Below are 20,952 nucleotides of genomic sequence, written 5' to 3'. Positions count from 1 at the left end.
ATGTAAAAGACAAACCGATTTCTCAATTTCGAGAAGCCGGTTTGCCTTTTTTAAACGGTCGATTATTTACTGCTTACCTTCTTTATGTGCTGCCTCACGCTTTTCTTGGGTAATTGTTTCAGCGTGTTTCTTCTTAATCTCGGCCTTATCTTCAGCCTTGTCCTTTAACTTAGCTTCTTTTTGGTCAGCCTGACCCTTAGCCTGAAGTTCATCGTTATTGATGATTTCACCAGTTTTTTCTTTGATTTTACCTTTAAATTTATCTAATTCACCAGCTGCCATTGAAATTCCCCCTTAAATTGATTGCGACTTTTACTTCTTGATTCCAGTATGGCAAAAAAATTGGTGCAACGCGATAAATATGCTGTTAATTTATTAAAATGGTGGGGAAATCAGATCTGTGAAGCCCGTTAATATAAAAATAAGCTAGACATTACGATAAAAATAAATTTTACCGTAATGCCTAGCCCTTTTAATCTAACTTAATTTTCGTCTTGTAAATGATGATCGTCATGGAATAGAGCAAGTAATAAACCAACAACAATAACTGCGGCTTCCGCAAAGCTAACCGTAACATCACCCTCCAAACTATTTAGTTAACAAAACCACTATATATTATAGAACTAATTTTAGAAAAAGTTAAATAATAAATGGATTCATAAAAAAGTTTGACAGTCTCACAATCATCTGTTATGATTCTGTTATCAAATTCTAAGGAGTTTTTAATATGACAGTCGTGAATAAGCAAGTTATGACACAACTGAATAATCCATATTATTACTATTGGTTCTTTAACTAGTGTTTGCACTGGCAGTATAGGTGCAAACACAACGTTTGTATCCTATGCGGGCCAATAGTTCTTAATCGTATGTATTAAAAACGGTAGCCACATAGAGATGAAATTAAAATTTCAGCTGTGTGGTTTTTTCTTATCGATGACGCTATCAAGGTCTTTTGTTGATTACGGAGTCCCACAGCAAACAAACGCTGGGGGACTTTTTTTATAACTTTAAACAAAATGATGGAGGAATTGATAATGATAAAATTTGATGAAGTTGATGAATTAGGCGTTAACGCAGTTCGGATGTTGAGCGTCGAAATGATCGAGGCTGCACAGTCAGGCCACCCAGGTTTACCGTTAGGAGCGGCTCCGTTAGCCTACACACTGTTTACTCGGCATTTAAAAATAGATCCAGAAAATCCAGAGTGGTTTGATCGTGATCGGTTTGTATTGTCGGCCGGGCACGGATCAGCAATGTTGTACAGCTTATTACACCTTTCCGGATTTAACCTAAGTATTGCTGATTTAAAACATTTTCGCCAATTAAATAGTCGAACACCAGGCCACCCGGAACATGGTGTAGTCCCAGGTGTTGACGCAACCACCGGGCCACTTGGACAAGGAATTGGAATGGCGGTTGGGATGGCAATGGCCGAAGCACATTTAGCAGCTATTTTTAATCAAGCAACCCAACTAGTTGATCACCATACATACGTCATTTGTGGTGACGGTGATTTAATGGAAGGTGTGTCTCATGAGGCAGCAAGTCTCGCGGGGCACCTAAAATTATCCAAATTAATTGTTTTGTATGATTCAAATGATGTTTCGCTAGATGGTCCGGCTGACCGGGCACTCACTGATAATGTTCAAAAGCGTTTTGAGAGTTACGGCTGGCACTACCAGCGTGTTGCTGACGGTAATGATTTAACCGCAATTGATCAGGCGATTACACGGGCCGAGCGACAAGCAACGGCACCGACATTGATCGAAGTAAAAACGGTTATTGGTTACGGCGCACCAAAGCAAGGAACCAATCAAGTTCACGGTAGTCCACTTGGAGCGGCCGGCATTATCGCCTTAAGGAAGGCCCTGAATTGGCAAGAAGCAGAATTTACCGTTCCCAAGCTAGTAACGGAACGTTTTACGAAAACATTACGTCAAAATGGGGCTAATAAACGCCAACTTTGGGAACAACAACGCCAAGAATTGAGTCCGAAAGCAGCACAACAGTTTAAACGGGCAATTACGCAGGAGTTACCGGCCGATTGGATTAACGAGTTACCAACTTATAAATTAGGCCAAAGTGAATCAGGTCGGGTTACTAGTCAAAAGATGATCCAGGCAATTGCAAATAAAGTGCCAACGTTTTGGGGTGGTTCGGCGGACCTTGCCACATCAAATAAAACCGATATTGCAGGAAGCAACTCTTTTACAGCATTAACCCCGGAACAACGGAATATTTGTTTTGGCGTTCGCGAGTTTGCTGAAGCAACGGCCTTAAATGGGATTGCGTTGCATGGTGGTAGCCATATCTTTGGCGGAACCTTCTTTACCTTTTCCGATTATATGCGTGGTGCCATTCGGTTGGCAGCCTTACAGAAATTACCGGTTACTTACATTTTCACCCATGATTCAATTGCTGTTGGGGAAGACGGCCCGACCCATGAACCAGTTGAGCAGTTAATGAGTTTGCGGGCAATGCCAAACGTTTCGGTTATTCGCCCGGCAGACCCGAATGAGGCCGTTGCGGCTTGGAAATTAGCACTGACTGTTCATGATCGCCCAACTGTTTTAGTTTTTACCCGCCAGGATTTAGCGGTTTTAAAGGGAGCTCAGCAGCAAGTGAGTGGCGTTAGTCGAGGTGGTTACGTGCTATCCGTTCAGCAAGGAACGCAACCAGAGGGCGTGTTAATTGCTAGCGGTTCTGAAGTTGCCTTAGCGTTAACGGCGCAACAAGAATTATTGAAATTGAAACATGATGTTGCAGTGGTTTCCATGCCATCCTTTGATCGGTTTGATCAGCAGTCGCGCCACTACCAAGAGCAAGTTTTACCAGCGCACGTGCGTAACCGGGTTTCAATTGAAATGGGAGCAACTTTAGGTTGGGAGCGTTACGTTGGATTAGATGGTGTTAGTATGGGGATTGATTCCTTTGGGGCCAGCGGTAAGGCCACCGAAGTAATCAGTAAGTACGGCTTTTCAACTAAGGCCGTTACTACTGCTTACTTAAAAATGTGGGAACAAAATAATTTTTCACAAATTCCAAAACGGGAGGCCATTTAAGATGATTGACGGGCACACAAAATTGTACGGTTTTTTTGCACATCCAGCACACCATAGCTTGTCACCTTTAATGTATAATCTAAGTTTTCAGGCTCATGAAATTAACGCGCGTTACTTGGCCTTTGATTTGTCTAATGATTTTTCACAGGCAATTGCCGCCGTACGAACATTAGGTCTTGGGGGAATTAATTTGTCCATGCCGTATAAACTTAAGGTGTTGCCACTACTAGATGAATTATCCACGACGGCCAAATTAGTTGGTGCCGTTAATACGGTTGTCAATGACCACGGTCGGCTTAGGGGTGAAAATACTGACGGTAAAGGATTAATACTGGCCCTGCAGGCTGATGGAAGAAAGGTCAAGGGCAAACAGATCGCTATTTTAGGTGCTGGTGGTGCCGGAATGTCAATTATTGCCGCGGCCGCTTTTGCTGGTGCTGCCAAGATTACGGTTTTTAAACGCCAAAATCAAACTTTTACCCAAGTGGCGCAACGCTTGAGCCGAATTGAAAAAGTGACCGGAGTTACGCTTGAATTATGTGATTACGCGGATGAGGCTACGATGGCGCAAGTATTAACAACGACAGATTATTTGATTAATACGACTAATATTGGTATGGGCCAGGGAAACAATGAGTTACCAGTGCCTGCAAAATTGATAACGAGCCTGGCAACTAACATAGTGGTTACGGATATCATTTATTTTCCACGGGAGACGGCCTTTTTAAAGTTAGCTAGACAAAATGGTAACCCGACCTATAATGGTTTAGGAATGCTGATTTATCAGGGAGCTTTAGCTTTTCAAACTTGGACAGCCAAACAAATGCCAATTACAACCGTTACGACAGCACTAGAACAGGCTTTGTACCAACCACAAAACTAAAGGGGATTATAAATTATGATTATTCAATTAAACCAAACTGTAAATGAAGAAATTGTTGCTACCTTACTTAAACGTTTAGCGGCCACACCGGCCACAGTTATTCGAATTGGAACTCACGTTGCAGTACCCGAAGTAAACCAGGTAACGTTAATGGCTGATGAGGCTGCCCAAGTTGCCGAAATTATTGAAAAGACGCCGGCCGCAGTACTGGGGAGTCGATTATTCCAACCAGAAGATACGATTATTAAGTTGCCACATTCAACAATTGGCGGCAAAGGCGGTTTTACAATGATGGCCGGGCCTTGTTCGGTTGAATCAGAAGAACATGTTCGAAGAATGGCCAAGGTGGTTAAAGAAGGCGGGGCAACCTTGCTTCGTGGCGGGGCCTACAAGCCGCGGACTTCACCTTACTCTTTCCAAGGTTTAGGCGAAGATGGTTTGAAATATTTGCGCGCGGCGGCCGATGAAAACGGCATGGACGTGATTACGGAAGTGATGGACGAAACCCACGTTGATTTAATTGCTAAGTACACGGATGTTTTCCAGATTGGTGCTCGGAATATGCAAAACTTTTCCTTGTTAAAGGCGGTTGGTAAAACTAAGGTGCCGGTCGCTTTAAAACGTGGATTAGCTGGTACGATTGATGATTTATTAAATGCCTCTGAATACATAGCGGCCGGCGGTAACCACCAGATTATGCTGTTAGAACGGGGAATTCGAACTTTTGATAATAAGTATACCCGCAATACTTTTGATTTGGCTGCCGTACCAGTTTTGCAAAAATTAACCCATTACCCCGTTATTGTTGACCCAAGCCACGCTGTTGGCGAATGGGATTTGGTAACACCGATGGCTCATGCCGGTGTGGCTTCTGGGGCTTCTGGCATGATTGTTGAAATTCACGATGACCCAGAACACGCTTTTTCTGATGGTCCCCAAGCACTGAAACCTAAAACTTATTTAAAAATGACCAAGGAAGTTTTTGAACTAAAAGAATTAATGAATTCATGGGAGGCATAATTTTTGAAAACAGTCACAGTTACTTTGCCTGCTAAAACTTATCAGATCAAAATTGCGGCAGGCCTACTTACTAAAGTTGGAAATGAGGTGGCCAAGCTATGGTCACCACGAAAAATCGCTTTGGTAAGTGATAGTCACGTTGAACCACTTTATAGTGCGCAGGTGGAAAATTCTTTAAGTGCCGCCGGTTTTACGGTTCACGTCTATCGCGTACGCGCAGGTGAGGACTCAAAACAGCTAGGTGTTTTATCATCACTTTATGAGGAATTACTAGGGGATGACTTTAGTCGCTCTGACGGTGTTATTGCGTTGGGTGGCGGCGTTGTCGGCGACCTGGCTGGATTTTTAGCCTCAACGTACATGCGGGGCATTAGTTTTATTCAAATTCCAACGTCATTACTTGCCCAAGTTGATAGCAGCGTAGGTGGTAAAACGGGCGTCGACCTGAATACTGGTAAAAATCTGATTGGAACCTTTTATCAACCGGACGTTGTTTTGATTGATCCAACTGTTTTGCAAACGTTAAGTCAACGCTTCTTAGTTGAAGGCTACGCCGAAATTGTTAAGATGGCAGCTATTTCTTCGTTGGATTTTTGGCACTTAATTGAAAGTATCAAACAACCTAAAGATATTTTAAAGCAGGCACCAGCTTTAATTGAGGCGAGTGTTCGTTTCAAGGCCCAAATTGTTGAGGCCGATGAAAAAGAAGGCGGTTTGCGCCAAATTTTAAATTTTGGGCACACCTTGGGTCACGCGATTGAACTATTGGCTGGCAGTCAGCTTGCACACGGTGAAGCGGTCAGCATTGGAATGGTGCAAATCACCCAAATTTTTGAGGACCGAGGATTAACGCCTGACGGGATAACTGCTAAGCTAAAAAAGCAATTACTGGCCGTTGGTTTACCAATTTCAAGCGATCTTATCGGTAGTTCACAATTTTACGAGCTACTGAAACATGATAAGAAAAACCACGGTGATCAGTTAACGTTAGTTTATTTAAAGGAGCTGGGTACGGCGGATTTATACCCAGTGAAGCTAGCAGCAATCCACAGTTTTCTGAACTTATGATTCGGCTCGCCGTTTTAGGGCCAGCCGGAACCTTTAGTGATGTGGCCGCCCGGCAATATTTAAAAAGGCATCAACTCAATTATTCGTTGAGCTATTACAATACAATTGAGCAGGTAGCAGTTGCCGTCGCTCAAACGGATCAACTAGCTTTGTTACCACTGGAAAACACGCTAGATGGCTATGTTCAAAATACGCTAGCCATCTTAGCGAAAGGTCAGTTGAGAATTAACGGGGCAGTGATGGTACCAGTTCGTTTTTCGTTGGCCGCCAATGTCCCAGAGCTAAGTAAAATTAAGCGGCTCTACGTTCAATTTAAAACTAAGGGCCAGTGTACAAAAATAATTCAGCAATTGTCCCAAGCCGAGTTATTAACTACAGAAAGTAATATGCTCTCTTTTGCAAAGTTAGAAGATTCGACTGCTGGTGATGCCGCGATTATCCCGCAATTTCATTTACCAGAATTAAACCCTAAAAAATATTTACTTGTTTCGGATGTCACTGATCAGTCGGACAATTTTACCCGGTTCATTGTGGTGGGGAAAAAGATTGAAATGACCACGATTGGTGTCACTAATCACTTTCGTTATACTTGTTATGTAACGCCAAAGTGTGATTATGCAGGACTGCTATACGATATTTTAGGTCATTTTGCGAAGGCAAAGCTTAATCTAATTTCGTTGATATCACGACCAACTAAAAAGAAAATGGGTCAATATAGTTTCTACATTGAGGTCAGTGGTGTGGGGGAGCAGTTACCTAAATTACACCAAGTATTACAGCAATTAGGTAAGTATTATACCGTTCTTGACCTTGGCGTTTATCCAGCAACTGATTTAACCGAATCAAACTAAAAGTAAGGAGTGGGACAAAAGTCGGTTTTGGGTTTACTGCGTAACGTAAGCTAATCCAATAACCGTACTATGGTTATTGGATTAGCTGTAGTTAGGCACGTGAACCCAGACTTTTGACGCACGTTCTAAAATAATGTTTGAAAACAATAAGAGGCCAGGACTTTTGTCCCGGCCTCTACTTTTAATTTACTTTAAGTTAGTGCTCACAAAGCCTTTTTGGTAGCTTTTTTCTAATGTATTTAAACACGTCCTTTAAGGACTAATTGTTCTGTTGCCAAGGTATGTGCCTCACTTTGGTGCAGGAAATCGTTAAGCCAGTAACCTGGTTTAAGCTCTAACTGCTGATCTAATGCGTAGACGGTTAGTTGATAATCATGATCCTTATCTGGTGGCGTTGGACCAATATAATGTTCGTTAGACAGTGGATCCTTTTCACCAATAAAAGGGGAAGCCAGACTATTCTTCCCTTGAATTAAGATGTCAGTCTTTTCGCGGCTGGCGTTCTCAGGTAATTGTTGTTCAGTTGCCGGAATGTTAGCCGCTATCCAGTGAATCCAAGGAAAACCACTGACGGAAACGGCATCAAAGTCTAGTAACGTGAGCGCCCAAGTCTTTGTACCAGTCGGCAAGTCAGCAACCTGAATCGGGAAGGAAATAAACGGATTCTTGTTGTAATATTCATTCTGGGTTGCGTGTTTACTGTAGCGATTGGCCAAATAACCATTTTCGGTTGGAACTGTAATTTTCATCAACAAAACCTCCTCTAATTAACTTCAGTATAAGCCAATTTTGCCAAAATAACTGGCTTGAGGCGTAACTAAATGTACAGTCAAGATGAGAGGTATGTTAAAATAGCATTAAATTTAAAATAGTTGGAGAGGGTGTCATGAAACAATTACGGGCGTTGAACGCACAACGAATTGTGGTGAAGGTTGGAACGAGTAGTTTAATTTACGCTAATAGTCAATTGAAACTACGCACAATTAGTCGTTTGGCCATGGTTTTAAGTGATTTAAAAAATCAGGGCAAAGAAGTTATTTTGGTATCTTCAGGTGCAATCGGTGTTGGAATGGGCAAGTTGGGTCTAACCAAACGCCCCACGGCAATCCCTGATCAACAGGCGATTGCTGCAATTGGACAAAGTGAATTGATGGCAGTTTACGACCGGGCATTTGCCAATTACGATAAGGCCGTGGCACAAATGTTGTTAACCCGGGATGTGATTACCTATCCCCAGAGTCACGCCAACGCACTGAATACATTTGAACGTTTATTAAAATTTAACGTCATACCAATTGTTAATGAGAACGATGTCGTTTCATTAGAAGAATTAGACCATAAAACAAAATTTAGTGATAATGATCAACTTTCGGCAATCGTGACGAACATGGTTGCCGCCGATCTTTTAATTGTATTGTCAGATATTGATGGTTTCTATGATGCTAATCCCAATAACAATCCCGCGGCCAAATTATTACCAGAGATTGATCAAATCGGTCCGGCAATTTTGAAAGCCGCTGGTGGTCACGGAAGTCAATTTGGAACTGGCGGGATGGTCACTAAACTAAAGGCCGCGGAACGAGTTTTAGCCCACCACCAACAAATGGTGCTGGCCAACGGTAAAGATCCGCAAATTATTTACCAGATATTGGCCGGGGAACCTGTTGGAACTTTATTTCGGCAGCCAAACATAAAGGAGCAGGCGCAATGAATTTAAATAAAATGGGCGTGGCAGCTAAACAAGCGGCCTTTACACTTGGCCAATTAGCGACATCCCGTAAAGATCAAGTTTTAAACGCCATGGCGGACGCCTTACTGGCAAATCAAACGCAACTACTGCAGGCCAACGCTCAAGATCTGGTCACCGCTAAAGTTAGGCAAGTTAAGCCGCCAATGCTTGATCGGTTAAAATTAGATGAAGATCGAATTCAGGCAATGGCCACTGGATTACGCCAAGTTGCTAACTTACCGGACCCAATTGGTAATATTGATGGTGGGTTTACGAATGAAGCAGGGTTAGTGATTAGTAAGCAACGCGTACCTTTAGGCGTTATTGGGATGATCTATGAAGCACGACCCAACGTGACAGTTGATGCCGCGGCACTTTGCTTTAAATCAGGTAATGCAGTTATTTTACGTGGTGGTAAGGAAGCAATCCAGTCTAATCAAGCATTAACTAAGATTTTACAAGATGTTTTAAAGGTGCAGGCTCTACCAGAAGCGGCAATTCAATTAGTTAGTGACACCAGTCATGAGACGGCCCGCGCACTAATGCAGTTAAACGATTACTTAGATGTATTGATTCCTCGGGGGAGTGGCTCGTTTATTAAAACGGTGGTTCAAACGGCAACGGTTCCAGTTATTGAGACGGGCGCTGGTAATTGTCATATCTACGTTGATGAATCGGCGGACCTTGCCATGGCGGTGCGGATTATTGTAAATGCTAAAACTCAACGGCCGTCAGTCTGTAACGCAATGGAAAAATTGATTATTAATGAAAAAGTGGCTAAGTCATTTTTACCCGCTATTGCAAAAGCACTAGCACCTTATCAAGTTGAACTACGTGGCGATACTGCTGCACGAAAGATCCTACCCTTGATCACGCCAGCAACAGAGGCTGATTGGGAAACGGAGTATAACGATTATATTCTAGCAATAAAAGTAGTGCCGGATCTGGCAAGTGCGATTAACCACATTAATCGTTACAATACGCAGCATTCAGAGGCCATTATTACAAATAATTATCAGCATAGTGTTCAGTTTACGCAACAAATTGATGCCGCCGTGGTTTACGTTAATGCGTCCACGCGTTTTACTGATGGTTTCGAGTTTGGCTTCGGTGCGGAGATTGGCATTAGCACGCAAAAATTGCACGCCCGTGGGCCAATGGGGTTACGGGAGCTGACGACAACTAAGTACGTGGTTTTGGGAACGGGACAAATTCGTGAATGACTTGTCGCGAAGGCAGGGGTAAAAAAATAGCTTGCTTAGAAATGACCCTTTAACGGTAAATTAACTAATCTACCGTTAAAAGATCAAACTCAGCGAGCTATTTTTAATCATCTTCGGTAATGTCAGCAAACTTAGCACCCAAAAAGGGCACTAATTCCGCTGGGGCAACTTTGATTGATCGACCAATTTTACCCGAAGAGACCAAAATTTCCGTTTGGTTCTGAGCGCTATTTGAAAAAATAATGGGGTAATGATGGTGCGTTTGGTGGATACCAATCGGCGTGTTGGCCCCGTGTTCGTAGCCCGTAGTCGCAACTAGTTCCTTTAAGGGGACCATGCCAACCTTTCGATTACCCGTGATTTTGGCTAATTTTTTATAGCTGATTCGTTCGTCCAAAGGAACGACACCGATAATTGGACCTGATGTTTTGCCGGTTAAGGCCAAGGTTTTGTAAATCATATGTTCGTTTAACGCTAGTTCGTCGAGCTTTAACTGCCGAACATCGCCCTCTTGTTGGGTTACCAATTCATATTGGGTGTACGGAATTTTGGCCTGATCCAATATTTTTTCAACCAACGTTTTAGCTAATTTAGAATGTTTTTTACTCATTATGGTCGCCTCTTCTTAGCAGTTGTCCGTTTCAATATAGCATTTTTTAGTTGGAGATGCGAGTGAGCATGTGATTTCATGTTAGAATGGAAGCATGTTTATGAACGGAGTGTTGTTATGACAAGTCAGGCAGTTACGAATACTAAACAAGCGTTGGTAAAACTACGCGAACAATTAAGAACGGGGGAACTTTACCAACATTTACCTGAAAAAATCGATCAAATCATTAATCAATTACCTCACGAAAAACGAACACCAGTTATTTTACCAGAGGATGATGCTAAGGCAACAACAAAATTATTAACCTTAAGTGATCAAATTAAGAATAAAGAAAAACGAACGATTACCGATAAAGATTTAGAGTTTATGCTGGCACATTTGGGTTCAACTAATCCAACGGTTCGTGATCGGGGTGTTTACTTTTTATTTCACGATTTAATTGAAATGAAAATTTTGACAACCGACCAGTTAAAGCATGTTTTGGACCGTGTCCTGGAACCAAGTATGCTTTACGAACACATCTTGGAAGCTCAAGGTAATGGTGCTTTTTTGCGCTCTTTTAGTGTCATGCTTTTATCGTTAGTGCTTTATGCAGATCGGACGCATTACCACTTTATTGAAACGGCGCAGTTAGAGGAGATTTCCCTAGCCATCACGACTTATATTGTTTTAGAGACTGATTGTCGTGGCTACGCTGGCAATAAAGGTTGGGTCCATGCTTATAGCCATATTGGGAACGTTTTAGATGAACTGACAGCTAGCACTAAGTTGAGTCGAGCGGACAAAATCTTTTACTTGGCAGCGCTGGTAGAGCGGTATAAACACCTTAATAAACCATTGGTGTTTGGTGAAGATTACCGGCTAGCTGCGGTCATTGCAAATTTAGTTAATAAGCATAAAATTTATGCCGATTATTTAACCTTACTGCTACATAAATGGCAGCAACAATTGATGGCCCAGCAACCAAAGGCAGACGAAGTATTTTGGAATCGCTGGTATAATCGCAATCGATTACTGGAGGCACTTTTAATTCGTGGTGATTTACCTGATAAATTACAACAGTATATCTTACGGTTGGCCGATTTTTATTAAGGGGGAAAGTACTGATGCTTAAGGCGGTAATCTTTGATTTGGATGGCGTTTTAATTGATAGTGAGCCATATTATTTTGAACAAAAAATGGCCTACTTTAAGAAAATTGGGCTAACCGTTGAAAAAAATCAAATTAAGGCGATGTACGGCCGAAATTTACGGCATGAATGGCCGCGGCTACTACCGGGTAAGTCGCCGGAGGTTTATCTAAAATTACAGGCCGACTATACCCACTTTAAGCAGCAACACCCAATGGATTACGTTAAGCGAGTTAACCCCCAGGCCAAGGAAACTTTAGTGGCCTTGAATCAGTTAGGTTTAACTTGTGCTGTGGCTTCTGCTGGTGATTTTAGTTCCATTAATGGTGTTTTAGACGCAACGAAATTACAGTCACTGTTTGCGTTGGTTGTCAGTGGGGAGAGCTTTAAACACAGTAAGCCTGATCCGGCAATTTACAATGCAACCTTGAAGCAATTAAAGGTTGCCGCCGGTGAAGCATTAGCGGTGGAGGACTCTGCAATTGGTATTCAGGCTGCTAAAGCTGCCAAAATTAAAGTTGTGGCGCTGCGACCACTCAGTCAGATGATTACGATTGATCAAAGTCAGGCCGATGTTCGAATTTTGAAATTGATCCAAGTTGTTAGCCTTGCAAAAGAACAATTACAGGCTTAATTGGTGAGTAATAATCATTTGGCCATTAATTAGAGCATTAGTAAAATAATGCTTTTTTATTTTGGAAATTAAATTCTATTCGTTGTGGTGGGTACTAAGTATCCTTAGGCAAGATTTCTAGCACACAAATAAGCCTCCTTTACGTAGTTTTATACTGTAGAGGAGGGTTACATAAGATGATTATAAAACGACAACGATGTCCCTGGGCCGAGCAGGATCAGAATACACGTTATTATCATGATGTGGTTTGGGGAACACCAATTATTCAAGATGACGAAATCTTTAAGCGTCTGGCACTGCAAGTTTTTCAATCGGGCCTAAATCAGCGTTTATTGTTGCGTAAAGAGCAAGCTCTAAATCAGGCATTCAAAGCATTTGCTAGCGACCAAGTTGCATTGTTTGGTGAACAAAAAGTTACTGAGTTATTAACTGATGCAACACTAATTCGCAATCGGCAAAAAGTGCTGGCCGTTATTGAAAACGCGCGTTTGCTGGTGCAATTGCAGAAGCGGCAGATTTATTTGACGAATATTATTTGGACGGAAGGCAGTAGTGATCCGCAATTCAATGATCAGCAGGCTATTCCGGCCTTTACTAATCAATCCGTTAAACTAGCCGCCGAGTTGCGTCAATTGGGTTTTCGGTTTATGGGACCGACTAATTGTTACGCCTTGCTGGTCACTTGTGGCGTTATCAACGGCCATTTAACGACTTGTAGCCGGCACAAAGAAGTTGCTGCACAACAAAAGTTAGCAGCGAAAAGGCTATTAGTTGCGGAGAAAAAAAGGATGATAGACTAAGTATTTTTAAACGCGGCATAAAAGAGCCGAAACTATGTTTGTAATTAAACCAGTCCCCATTAACTTTTAAAATGTGCAATTAGCAGCAAAATGATCTAGCCGCTTTTGTTTAAATTTTATTTTGTTCTAGCTCATTTAAAACCTTAGTAAGTGCTTGTTTTTGGTTTGCGCTTGTTTTGGGATAGGCTAGTGGAAGGGCACTTAACCGGGCATTAATGATGTTTGAAACAATTTTGCGGGACTGCCATTTATTATCTGCTGGAATAATGTACCAAGGATTTTGTCGACTAGCCGTTGCGGTAATAACATCGCTATAGACTCGCTGATAAGTATCCCAGTAAGCACGCTCGTGAATATCCGAGGTTGAAAATTTCCAGGTCTTTTCCGGAATTTCAATCCGGCGCTCAAAACGCTTTTTCTGCTCATCTTTAGAAATATGTAAGAAGAATTTTAAAACTTGGTAGCCACAATGATTTAGGTAGGTTTCAAATTGGTTTAAATCAGTGTACCGGGTCGAAAAAAATTCTGGTTGAATATCGGCTAAACGATTAATTTTTGGTAAGTGCTCATTTAATAGAAGTTCAGGGTGAACTTGTGGTGCTAAAACGTCCTCATAATAAGAACGATTAAAAACGCCAATGTGGCCTCGTTCAGGTAGGGCCTGATGGATTCGCCATAAGAAGTCGTGGGCTAGCTCTTTGCTGGAAGGTTGTTTAAAATTAACGACCGAGCAGCCTTGAGGGTTCACTCCACTGAGAACGTGGCGAATCATACTATCCTTACCAGCAGCATCTAAAGCCTGAAAGATAATGACAACCCCGTAACGATTTTGTGCGTATAATTGATCCTCTAATTGATTTAGTTGTTTAATGTTTGCTTGGATCGACGCTTTAATTTCTTTTTCGTTATTTGGTATTGGGACGGCCGTTTTAATTTTAGTCAAATTGATTATTTTTTTACCAGTATAGCGATATAGTTGTTCACTTGTTTTCTCTGTCATTGTGCCACTTCCTTATAAATTTACCCTAGCACTAATGAAATAAGGAAACAATAGCAGTGGGTAGGCGCGGGATAGCCAATTTTTTATATATGAGCGCTACACGCCACTAGGCAAAGCAGCTTTAGAAAAGTTCACTTATTTTACTGAAACTTATTGCCTAGAAGTGTCAGTGGACCATTTAATAGGGTACTAAAAAAAGTGTGATTTAAAGGTAAATTAAGTAAAATCTAATGACCAGATGAACTTCTGGAATCCGATTTACCTCAACTTAACTACCTTTTAAATCACACTTTTTTGACAGTTATTATTTTGCCTGAATACTAGATTTTTTGCCTGCTTGATTCAACGCTGGCTTATTATCAAGGTCAGTTCGAACGACAAGAACGTCACAGACTGCTGCTCGAGTGACATACTCAGTAACTGAACCAATGAGTAGCCGTTCGACGGCATTTAAACCGGTTGCACCAATCATAATTAAATCAATATCATGTTCCTTAGGGACTTCCTTTGCGACAATTACTTTTGGTGCACCGTACTCAATACTGTAATTAACGTTATTTAAGCCATTTTCCTTTGCGGTTGTAATGTACTGTTCCATTGTCTTTTTTGCCGTTTCAGTTACTTGTTCAACCATGGCTGAATCAAAACTGGAAACGTTCTGGAAAGCCCGAGTATCAACGACATGGACGAGATAAAGTTCAGCGTCATTACGCTTAGCTACTTCAACGGCCTTACGAAAGGCAAGTTCTGCTTCATAAGAACCATCAATGGCAACTAAAATATGTTTGTATTGTTGTAACATGATAATCACCCCAATTCATTTTCTAATTCTATTGTACGTTATTTGCTGGTCCAATGTAAATGAAAGCGGCTAATTTTACAAATGATTTGCTAAAGAAAGTGCAAAAATTGCGGCCAGGAGACAACCAAGGATTAATAAGACGACCCAAAGCGTTAAATTAGGAATTAATAAACTAATCAAGGTTAAACCGCCGACAATTCCAAAATAATTGCGGTAACGTTTAACGAAATCATGCAACTGCTTGTCCTGGGTTAGATCGTGCATTAAAAAGGTTCGGGTTAGATGACGATGTAAATAGTAAGCAAGTACTAATAATACAAGGGCGAAAAGTGCCATAGCAAGTCTGAGCATGATTTATCCTCCTTATGTAAAAAAAGAGGGCCGCTCGAAAGCGAACCCTCACAAAGTATCACTACTTTGCAGATAATCTGGTAGTGCCGTTGTTAATCCCTTCGGATTGAACCCGCGAAAAGGCAGGTGGGCTCAGCTACCTAAAGATACTAGCTTCCTCGTGAAAAGGCATGCTTGATCTAAAGATTGAAAGCCGATCCCAAATTTAATTACTTGATCGGTCAACACCATAATAGGAATAATCGAACACCTCAGAAAATCTACATTTATAGTAGCATAGCCGGAAGTTCAGTGCAAATTTTTGACTTACTGGAAGTGTGATTAGATTAATAATGAAAGCGTTAATTTTTTTGTGCTTTTTCTAAACGCTCATATTGTTGTTTAAGAGCAGTTTCATACTTTCCGTTGGCCTTTGGTTGATAGTACTGGGCGTGTTTTAAACGGTTTGGCAAATATTGTTGTTTGACCCAATCATTAGGGTAATCATGGGGAAATTTATAATTAACACCGTGGTTTAGTTTGGCGGCGCCCTGATAATGTGCGTCTTTAAGATGATCAGGTATTTCACCGGCCTTACCAGCACGAATATCCGTTAGTGCAGAATCAATTGCGCTAATACCAGAGTTGGATTTTGGTGATAAACAAAGGTCAATGACTGCGTCGGCAAGTGGAATTCTTGCTTCAGGCAACCCCAATTTTTCTGCCGCAGTAACGGCATTAACGGTTCGCGCACAGGCTTGAGGATTGCCCAGACCAACATCTTCGTAAGCAATAACTAGCAGGCGGCGCATAATACTTGGTAAATCACCAGCTTCAATTAGACGGCCCATGTAGTGAAGTGCGGCATTAACGTCACTACCACGAATGGACTTTTGCAAGGCTGAAATAACGTCGTAATGTGCGTCACCGTTTTTGTCATTGGCCAAAGCCTTTTTCTGAATACATTCTTCAATAATTGGAAGTGTTAATTCAATTTCACCTTGTTGATTCTTAGGTGTTGATTTAACTGCTAATTCAAGACCATTTAAGGCACTACGTAAATCACCATTTGTTGCTTCACCTAATAAATTAAGTGCTTTTTCGGATAGTTTTACTGGATATTCACCGAGTCCATTAGTTGAATCGGTTAATGCCCGGTTAATTGCCGTCTTGATATCACTTGGCGCCAATGGCTTGACCTCAAAGATTTGAGTACGACTTCGAATAGCCGGATTAATTGAAATATAGGGATTTTCGGTTGTTGCACCAATTAAAATAATTCGGCCGTTTTCCAAGTGGGGTAATAGAAAATCCTGTTTGGTTTTATCTAAACGGTGGATTTCATCTAATAGTAGAATAACTGTGCCACTCATTTTTGCTTCTTCGGCAACGATTTGTAAATCTTTTTTACTATCAGTTGCTGCATTTAACATCCGAAAGGCGTAATGGGTTGAACCAGCAATGGCACTTGCAATACTGGTTTTACCAGTGCCAGGTGGGCCGTACAAAATCATGGATGAGAGCATTTTTGCATCAACCATGCGGTGAATAATTTTCCCCGGACCAACGAGGTGTTGTTGACCAACCACTTCATCGATTGTTTTAGGCCGCATTCGGTAGGCTAAAGGTTGTTGCATAATTATCTTTCCTCCTTTACCTGATAATTGAACTTCACGAAGAACCATTATAACATTGCCGCATCCGGATTCGGTAATTACTGCCGCATAACGGTTAAATTCATGTATAATATTGGTAATTAACTTAAGAATAGGGAGTCTTTTAACTATGTTAAATCATCTTGGAAAACAAATTCAGAAATTTCAGCGTTTTCCATTTCTTTATGAAGGCCAATTTGGACTTGAAAAAGAGGCTCAACGTGTTACGACTGCCGGTGAATTGGCAACGACTAAACATCCGGCCAGCCTGGGTTCGTCCCGCAGCCATCCGTATTTAAAAACGAATTTTGCGGAGACCCAAACTAAAGTGGTCACTGATCGTTTTTCTTCAATCCACAAGATGTACCAACAATTACAGGGACTGGACGCTGTTTTAACCCAAAATTTAGCACCTACTGAACGCTTATGGCCGCTATCAATGCCGCCACAATTACCGGCTGATCAGACAATTAAGCTAACGACAGTAACGGCCCAAAAACATGCTTATCGCAAACAACTGATTGCTAAAGATGGTTTAAAACAGCAGATGATATCGGCCATTCGGCTTAATTTTAGCTTACCAACCCGGTTATTATTGGTGCTATATGAAGATCATTATCAGGACAAGTATGATTCTTATTTAGAATTTCATAATGCAGCGTACTTAAAGGTGGCACAAAATTACCAACGTTACCGGTATATTCTGACCTATTTATTTGGTGCTAGTCCACTGGCGGAGACAAATTTCTATCAATCTGGGCAAGCCAAACCGGCTAAATTAGTGCGTAGCTTAGCTAGTAGTCAGAAGTATGGTTACGCTAATCAGACTGCTAGCCAAATTTCCTTTGCGTCTTTGGCACAGTACGTGCAGGGTATCACGACCTACGTTAGGCAGGGAAAGTTGGCCAATTCACGGGAGTTTAGTGTACCTGTTCAGTTGCAAGGGCGGAAGCTTAGTAAATTAACTAGTGAGGGCGTTACTTATTTGGAATTGAGTAATCTAGAGTTAGATCCTTTTACTTTAGATGGAATTAGTGAAGTCGATTTAGATTTTATGCAGATCTTCTTTATTTATATGTTAATTTTACCAAGTATGCCACAGCAAAAGTTAACTTCAATTTTGCAATTAGCGGCTGAGCAACATGAGCAAGTGGCGTTGGAAGATCCCACCAAAGCTTCAACGTTGCAGGCACAGTTAACCGAATTTATTCAGGAAATGCAAAAGTTCAGCGTGGATTTTGCTGCACCGCACCGCCTGCAAATTGCAGTTAAGCGGATGGCAGAGCGAGTAATAGATTTCAAAAAAACACCGGCCTATTTATTAAGCCAACAAGTGAGTCAACAGTCATTAAGTCAGTTTGCCGTAAAGCAAGCTAATGCGGCCTATACTCAACAAACACAGGCGGTTTACCAACTGAGAGGTTATCAGGATCTTAGTTTATCAACGCAGGCACTTTTGCGGGCCGCCTTTCAAGCGGGATTACAGGTGGAGGTACTTGATCGCCAGGATAATTTAGTTAAATTAAGTTATCAAGAACAGACTGAGATTATTAAACAGGGTAGCCTAACTAGTAAAGATAATCAGTTGGGTGGAGAACTTAGCGCCAATAAAACGGTTCTTAAAAAGTTATTAGGTGCGGCCGGCTTCGCAGTTCCAATGAGTGCTGAGTACCGGACACAAGCGACTGCCCTAACTGACTTTCCCGATTATGCTAAGCGAGGTGTCGTCGTAAAGCCCCGCCGCGGTCATAGTGGTGCGGGCGTGACTGTCTTTAAATTACCGCCCAAGCGAGCTGCTTACGCGGTGGCTGTCAGTACTGCGTTTAAATTTGATCGGACAATTATGGTTGAATCCTTTGTTGCTGGCTCGCAATACCGTTTCTTAGTGATTGGTGGCAAGGTTAAGGCAGTTCTTGAGCAAATACCAGCAAATGTTGTTGGGGATGGACGTTCAACCATTCAACAATTAATTGAAAAGAAGAACCTTACACGAGGTGAAAAGCAAACAAAACCAATGGAAAAAATACCATTGGATGGGGCAACATTGGCTAATTTAACGCAACAGGGATTGCAATTGACGACTATTCCAGTTCGCGGTAATTTGGTTTACTTAGGTGATACCGCTAACCCTGTAACTGGAGGGGACGCGGTTGATATGACAACGGACGTAGACGTCAGTTATTGTCATTTGGCAGAACGTGTGGCTGCTGAATTGAAATTAACCGTTGCCGGAGTTGATCTGTTTATTGATAATCCATATAAGGCGGTGACGGATGAACATCCAGAACTAGGGATGGTTTTAAGTGTCACAAATCAACCGAGTTTGATTGAACATCTTTTTCCTTATTTTGGGGAGGCACAGCCAGTGGCACAACAGTTACTGCAGTTTTTGTTTCCTAAGGCATTTCATTAAAAATATTTAAAAAAGGATGAGGGTGGGGCAACAGTTGGTTTTGGATTAGCTGTAGTTAGACACGTGAACCCAATTTTGGTGCACGTTCTAGAGTAAGGTTCGGAAACAGTAAGCGGCTGGGACAAAAGTCCCAGCCGCTTACTGTTTAAAATCTTTTTGTAATTTGCGTAATCTTTAGAATCTTGCTTAGTCATCATTGCGGTGAAATAGGTTATCTAACAATGACGGACGTTTTTTAGAAGCCGTTTCGGGAGCCGATTTTTCGTAGTATTGCGTAATAGTAACTTCAGAAACGTTTACCGCTTGTGGTGCCACCAATAATAGTCCAACTGCGTCAGCGCTTGTTTGTGCGGTCTCATCACTGATCATGGTAAAAGGCAAGTTATTAGCCGCGGCAAAGCTCAGGTAGGGTTGTAAACGACCTTGATCAAGCTTGCCATTTAGTAATAACTTTGTTTGCTTTAGGTCATACTGCGGAACCATTTTTTTAAAGGCTGGTAGCGTCCGTTCATCGTTTATTTCAGCAACTGTTGCTAATAGGTAAACTCGCTCCCGTAATGAGCCGAGATAACGCCGGCGCTCGTCTGGTTTAGTTTGTGGGGTGCCGCTCATTCGATCCTTAAGAAAATCTTCAACGCCGTCACCATTTGATTGATTAGCAGCCATTTTTAAACATCCTTTCTCTGATATACTAGAGAGTGTTTGGAAAAGCGGTCAGATTCTGAGGATTAGCCTAGATTGACGAATTATCTGTGAAACAGATGATTTGGCGATCATAGCTAACCGCAGGAATCTGCTTTTTCAAGCACGTTTTAGTATATTGAGTATAGCATGGAAGCTTGCAGCTGAGAAGTTTGGTGCTAGGGGAGGAAGATGAGTTTGGTATTTGAACAACGTGATTTTAGTGTCTTTGATGATCAAACGGTTGCGGGACGAATGGCCGGCATCAAAAATAAACTTGATCCTAAATTTGAAGTATTAGGCCAGGAACTAGCCGAGCAATTGACCAAGCAGAAGATGGTGACCTATGTTCAAGTGGCAAAGCATTTGCGCCGGCATGTCTACCCAGCACCAAATACTTGGTTTGCACTGGGCCCACATAAACGAGGCTATAAGATGTTGCCCCACATTGAAATTGGTTTTTGGGATGATCGTTTATTTGTCTGGCTTTGTTTATTGGAAAATATTCAAGATAACGATCGCTACGAGATGGTTATTAAGCAACAGTGTCACGCAATTTTGGCTTTAGCGAAAAAGGACAAAACTTGGCGACTTTCTGGTAATCATATGGCGAAGCCAACAGCTGACTTAACACAGACCGATTTACAGGCACAAACAAGGCGTTTTGCCACAGTAAAAAAAGGTGAATGGTTACTAGGAAAAATTTGGCCGAAAAATGATCCAATTTTTGATCAACCTGGGGCAGTTGAAGCGGAGATCAAGCAAACTGTTTCGGCATTAGTACCGTTATACCAAGATTTATTGATGGTTTTGTAATTATTAATTTAATGAGATGAGCCTTGATTAAGAATTATTTTTGTTGTGATTTTTTTCAAACACTTGCGGCTCTCTGTCAAATCCTGTTGATAGCCAATTTTACAGCGTTAGAAGTTAGGCAACTTCTAATGCTGTTTTTTTATTTGGTTTGGTGCGCATTTGTTGTAGTTTGATCCGTGAAACTAAATGGTGATAGTTACGAAAACCAAAAGCCGTTCGCTGGATCTGTTTGATCATACGATTG

General features: G+C 41.6%; 20 protein-coding genes and 1 other RNA gene. 12 read left to right on the top strand and 9 right to left on the bottom strand.

Features of this window, described 5'->3' with window-relative positions; all coding sequences use genetic code 11:
- Window positions 1–66: 66 nt before the first annotated feature.
- A complete protein-coding gene (locus tag EKM61_RS08775) occupies window positions 67–282 on the bottom strand; it encodes a CsbD family protein (protein ID WP_068224937.1) in 216 nt (71 codons plus the stop codon).
- A gap of 754 nt (window positions 283–1,036) precedes the next feature.
- On the opposite strand from EKM61_RS08775, the gene tkt reads away from it, so the two are divergent.
- From tkt to EKM61_RS08750, 5 genes are read left to right on the top strand one after another with little or no spacing between them, the layout of a single operon-like run.
- Entirely contained in the window at window positions 1,037–3,064 is a 2,028-nt protein-coding gene (gene tkt, locus EKM61_RS08770; RefSeq protein ID WP_068224935.1) for a transketolase, read from the top strand.
- 1 nt (window position 3,065) lies between these two features.
- On the top strand, window positions 3,066–3,947 hold the full coding sequence (aroE, locus tag EKM61_RS08765; protein ID WP_068224933.1) for a shikimate dehydrogenase: 882 nt from the start codon (window positions 3,066–3,068) through the stop codon (window positions 3,945–3,947).
- Between the two features lie 15 nt (window positions 3,948–3,962).
- Window positions 3,963–4,967: a 3-deoxy-7-phosphoheptulonate synthase gene (gene aroF, locus EKM61_RS08760; protein ID WP_068224931.1), complete on the top strand. Its 1,005-nt coding sequence runs from the start codon at window positions 3,963–3,965 to the stop codon at window positions 4,965–4,967.
- Window positions 4,968–4,970: 3 nt separating this feature from the next.
- A complete protein-coding gene (gene aroB / locus EKM61_RS08755) occupies window positions 4,971–6,035 on the top strand; it encodes a 3-dehydroquinate synthase (protein WP_068224929.1) in 1,065 nt (354 codons plus the stop codon).
- A complete protein-coding gene (locus EKM61_RS08750) occupies window positions 6,032–6,886 on the top strand; it encodes a prephenate dehydratase (protein WP_082918508.1) in 855 nt (284 codons plus the stop codon). The genes aroB and EKM61_RS08750 overlap by 4 nt, the downstream gene beginning before the upstream one ends.
- A gap of 239 nt (window positions 6,887–7,125) precedes the next feature.
- On the opposite strand, the gene EKM61_RS08745 is transcribed toward EKM61_RS08750, so the two are convergent.
- Window positions 7,126–7,635: a YbhB/YbcL family Raf kinase inhibitor-like protein gene (locus EKM61_RS08745; protein WP_068224928.1), complete on the bottom strand. Its 510-nt coding sequence runs from the start codon at window positions 7,633–7,635 to the stop codon at window positions 7,126–7,128.
- Between the two features lie 137 nt (window positions 7,636–7,772).
- Here EKM61_RS08745 and proB point away from each other — a divergent pair, with 137 nt between their 5' ends.
- Window positions 7,773–8,597, top strand: a complete 825-nt coding sequence (proB, locus tag EKM61_RS08740) for a glutamate 5-kinase (RefSeq protein WP_068224927.1) — start codon at window positions 7,773–7,775, stop codon at window positions 8,595–8,597.
- Window positions 8,594–9,838: a glutamate-5-semialdehyde dehydrogenase gene (locus EKM61_RS08735; RefSeq protein WP_068224926.1), complete on the top strand. Its 1,245-nt coding sequence runs from the start codon at window positions 8,594–8,596 to the stop codon at window positions 9,836–9,838. Before proB ends, EKM61_RS08735 begins: the two co-directional genes overlap by 4 nt.
- A 103-nt stretch (window positions 9,839–9,941) precedes the next feature.
- On the opposite strand, the gene EKM61_RS08730 is transcribed toward EKM61_RS08735, so the two are convergent.
- On the bottom strand, window positions 9,942–10,448 hold the full coding sequence (locus EKM61_RS08730; RefSeq protein ID WP_068224924.1) for an aminoacyl-tRNA deacylase: 507 nt from the start codon (window positions 10,446–10,448) through the stop codon (window positions 9,942–9,944).
- Between the two features lie 78 nt (window positions 10,449–10,526).
- Here EKM61_RS08730 and EKM61_RS08725 point away from each other — a divergent pair, with 78 nt between their 5' ends.
- The 3 genes from EKM61_RS08725 to EKM61_RS08715 all read left to right on the top strand — a co-directional run bounded on the left by EKM61_RS08725 (window position 10,527) and on the right by EKM61_RS08715 (window position 13,011).
- A complete protein-coding gene (locus EKM61_RS08725) occupies window positions 10,527–11,540 on the top strand; it encodes a DUF2785 domain-containing protein (RefSeq protein WP_225359769.1) in 1,014 nt (337 codons plus the stop codon).
- A 14-nt stretch (window positions 11,541–11,554) separates the two neighbouring features.
- The gene (locus tag EKM61_RS08720) at window positions 11,555–12,211 is read left to right on the top strand and encodes an HAD family hydrolase (RefSeq protein ID WP_068224922.1); all 657 of its coding nucleotides are present in this window, start codon (window positions 11,555–11,557) and stop codon (window positions 12,209–12,211) included.
- 176 nt (window positions 12,212–12,387) lie between these two features.
- Window positions 12,388–13,011, top strand: coding sequence for a DNA-3-methyladenine glycosylase I (locus EKM61_RS08715; RefSeq protein WP_082918506.1), 624 nt, complete (start codon window positions 12,388–12,390; stop codon window positions 13,009–13,011).
- Between the two features lie 109 nt (window positions 13,012–13,120).
- Here the strand turns inward: EKM61_RS08715 and EKM61_RS08710 are convergent, their stop codons facing one another.
- The 5 genes from EKM61_RS08710 to EKM61_RS08690 form a co-directional block, all read right to left on the bottom strand.
- A complete protein-coding gene (locus tag EKM61_RS08710; protein ID WP_068224920.1) occupies window positions 13,121–14,011 on the bottom strand; it encodes a PPK2 family polyphosphate kinase in 891 nt (296 codons plus the stop codon).
- A gap of 304 nt (window positions 14,012–14,315) precedes the next feature.
- On the bottom strand, window positions 14,316–14,813 hold the full coding sequence (locus tag EKM61_RS08705; RefSeq protein ID WP_068224917.1) for a universal stress protein: 498 nt from the start codon (window positions 14,811–14,813) through the stop codon (window positions 14,316–14,318).
- Between the two features lie 75 nt (window positions 14,814–14,888).
- Window positions 14,889–15,164, bottom strand: coding sequence for a hypothetical protein (locus tag EKM61_RS08700; RefSeq protein ID WP_068224915.1), 276 nt, complete (start codon window positions 15,162–15,164; stop codon window positions 14,889–14,891).
- 70 nt (window positions 15,165–15,234) lie between these two features.
- A non-coding RNA gene (gene ssrS / locus EKM61_RS08695) (6S RNA) lies at window positions 15,235–15,425 on the bottom strand.
- An 80-nt stretch (window positions 15,426–15,505) separates the two neighbouring features.
- Window positions 15,506–16,780, bottom strand: a complete 1,275-nt coding sequence (locus EKM61_RS08690) for a replication-associated recombination protein A (protein WP_068224913.1) — start codon at window positions 16,778–16,780, stop codon at window positions 15,506–15,508.
- A 148-nt stretch (window positions 16,781–16,928) separates the two neighbouring features.
- Between EKM61_RS08690 and gshAB the strand changes: the two genes are divergently transcribed.
- Window positions 16,929–19,211 carry a bifunctional glutamate--cysteine ligase GshA/glutathione synthetase GshB gene (gene gshAB, locus EKM61_RS08685; protein WP_068280356.1) on the top strand — a complete coding sequence of 761 codons (2,283 nt, stop codon included), beginning with the start codon at window positions 16,929–16,931 and terminating at the stop codon, window positions 19,209–19,211.
- Window positions 19,212–19,397: 186 nt separating this feature from the next.
- Here gshAB and EKM61_RS08680 read toward each other — a convergent pair whose 3' ends face one another.
- Window positions 19,398–19,877 carry a YueI family protein gene (locus EKM61_RS08680; RefSeq protein WP_075168938.1) on the bottom strand — a complete coding sequence of 160 codons (480 nt, stop codon included), beginning with the start codon at window positions 19,875–19,877 and terminating at the stop codon, window positions 19,398–19,400.
- Between the two features lie 213 nt (window positions 19,878–20,090).
- Here EKM61_RS08680 and EKM61_RS08675 point away from each other — a divergent pair, with 213 nt between their 5' ends.
- The gene (locus EKM61_RS08675) at window positions 20,091–20,708 is read left to right on the top strand and encodes a DUF1054 family protein (protein WP_225359770.1); all 618 of its coding nucleotides are present in this window, start codon (window positions 20,091–20,093) and stop codon (window positions 20,706–20,708) included.
- Window positions 20,709–20,952 lie beyond the last annotated feature (244 nt).

Origin of the sequence: Loigolactobacillus backii, from assembly GCF_003946275.1 — a bacterium.
GTDB classification, from domain to species: domain Bacteria; phylum Bacillota; class Bacilli; order Lactobacillales; family Lactobacillaceae; genus Loigolactobacillus; species Loigolactobacillus backii.
This window is presented reverse-complemented; position numbering and strand designations above follow the sequence as displayed.